Origin of the sequence: Curtobacterium sp. MCBA15_005 (assembly GCF_001864855.1) — a bacterium.
Taxonomy (GTDB): Bacteria; Actinomycetota; Actinomycetes; order Actinomycetales; family Microbacteriaceae; genus Curtobacterium; species Curtobacterium flaccumfaciens.
This window is the reverse complement of record NZ_MJGL01000039.1, coordinates 1-1,711: the sequence shown is the minus strand read 5'-3', so window position 1 is coordinate 1,711 and position 1,711 is coordinate 1. Positions and strand designations below refer to the sequence as shown.

Genomic DNA, 1,711 nt, shown 5'->3' with positions numbered 1-1,711 from the left:
ACCGGCGAGCGCCAGGACGAGCGGACGGCGGTCGGCCTCGTTCCCCATGCGCCGAGAGTAGCCACACGCAACGCCGACGGGAACGGAGGGCGATGTCGGCACCCCGTGCGACGATCGGGACCGTGCCGTTGAACTTCACCGCGATCGACTTCGAGACCGCCAACAGCTCGCCCGCCAGCGCCTGCTCCGTCGGGCTCGTGAAGGTCCGAGCCGGCCGGGTCGTCGATCGGGCGTCGTGGTTCATCCGCCCGCCGTTCGGGCACGACGCGTTCCTGGAGTGGAACACGCGGATCCACGGCATCGTCGCCGAAGACGTCACGCACGCCAAGACGTGGGAGCAGCAGTACCCCGACCTGGTGGCCTTCGCCGAGGGCGACGTCCTGGTGGCCCACAACGCCCGCTTTGACATGGGCGTCATCGCCGGTGGGTGCTCCGCGACAGGGATCGACCTGGCCGAGCACCACTCGCTGTGCTCCCTGGCGGTGGCCCGCAAGACCTACACGCTCGACTCGTACCGCCTGCCGGTCGCCGCGATGGCCGCCGGGTTCGAGGGCTTCCAGCACCACGACGCCGCCGCCGACGCCGAGGCCTGCGCCGCGATCGTCGTGCACGCTGCCGGGCACCACGGCGTCGAGACGGTCGAGGCGCTCGGCGCGGTGACCCGGGTGACGATCGCCCCGGTCCGCGCGCGTGCCGAGAAGCCGAAGGCCGCGAACCAGCCGCGACTGTCGAACCGGCCGATGGTGTTCGCCGACTGACGGTCTGCACTGACTGACGGTGTTCGCCGGCTGACGCAACGCCCGCTGCGCACAGCCGGGGCGCCACATCCCCGGTGGTATTGTCACGACAATGCCGTCGGCACCGACGCCGGCATCTCCGCACGTGTGAAGGACCGCGATGACCAACGAAGGCCAGCTGCCGTCCGACCTGTTCATGGACCTGGACCGGTCGGGTCCCATGCCCCTCTACTTCCAGGTCGCCTCGCGCATCGAGGAGTCGATCCGATCCGGCGCGATGCCGCCAGGGGCACGGCTCGAGAACGAGATCGCCCTCGGTGAGCGTCTCGGTTTGTCGCGGCCGACGATCCGACGGGCGATCCAGGACCTCGTCGACAAGGGTCTGCTGGTGCGCCGCCGCGGCATCGGGACCCAGGTCGTGCACGGGCCCGTGACCCGCAAGGTCGAGTTGACGAGCCTGTACGACGACCTGGCGCAGGGTTCGCAGGCTCCGGCGACGAAGCTCCTGGAGCGCAACGACGTCCCCGCGTCCGACGAGGTCGCCGCGGCACTGAGCATCGAGCCCGGCACGACCGTCGCGCACATCCGGCGGGTGCGGTTCGCCGAGGACGTCCCGATGGCGATCCTCGAGAACTACCTGCCACCGGAGTTCCTCGACCTGACCGACGCGGACCTGCAGGCGTACGGGCTGTACCAGCTGCTGCGCGGCCGAGGTGTCACGATGCGGGTGGCGAAGCAGCGGATCGGGGCCCGTGCGGTCACCGACGAAGAGGCCGGCCTGCTCGAGATCGAGGACGGCGACCCGGTGCTCACGATGAGCCGCACCGCGTACGACGCCTCGGGCCGTGCGGTCGAGTACGGCGTGCACTGCTACCGCCCGGACCGTTACTCGTTCGAGGTCACACTCGTCGACAAGTAAGCCGAGCGGTCACGTGGCCGAACGGTCACGTTCCGTCGCTCGGGGCTGCTCGGCG

2 protein-coding genes are annotated in these 1,711 nt (G+C 70.4%); both read left to right on the top strand.

Features of this window, described 5'->3' with window-relative positions; genetic code table 11:
* Positions 1-122 precede the first annotated feature (122 nt).
* A complete protein-coding gene (locus BIU89_RS12935; RefSeq protein ID WP_051596555.1) occupies positions 123-758 on the top strand; it encodes an exonuclease domain-containing protein in 636 nt (211 codons plus the stop codon).
* A gap of 139 nt (positions 759-897) precedes the next feature.
* The gene (locus BIU89_RS12930; protein WP_071247117.1) at positions 898-1,656 is read left to right on the top strand and encodes a GntR family transcriptional regulator; all 759 of its coding nucleotides are present in this window, start codon (positions 898-900) and stop codon (positions 1,654-1,656) included.
* Positions 1,657-1,711: the final 55 nt, after the last annotated feature.

Excerpts from the sequence above, each read along its gene's own strand:
- BIU89_RS12930 (WP_071247117.1), top strand. The coding sequence starts at position 898 with ATGACCAACGAAGGCCAGCTGCCGTCCGACCTGTTCATGGACCTGGAC.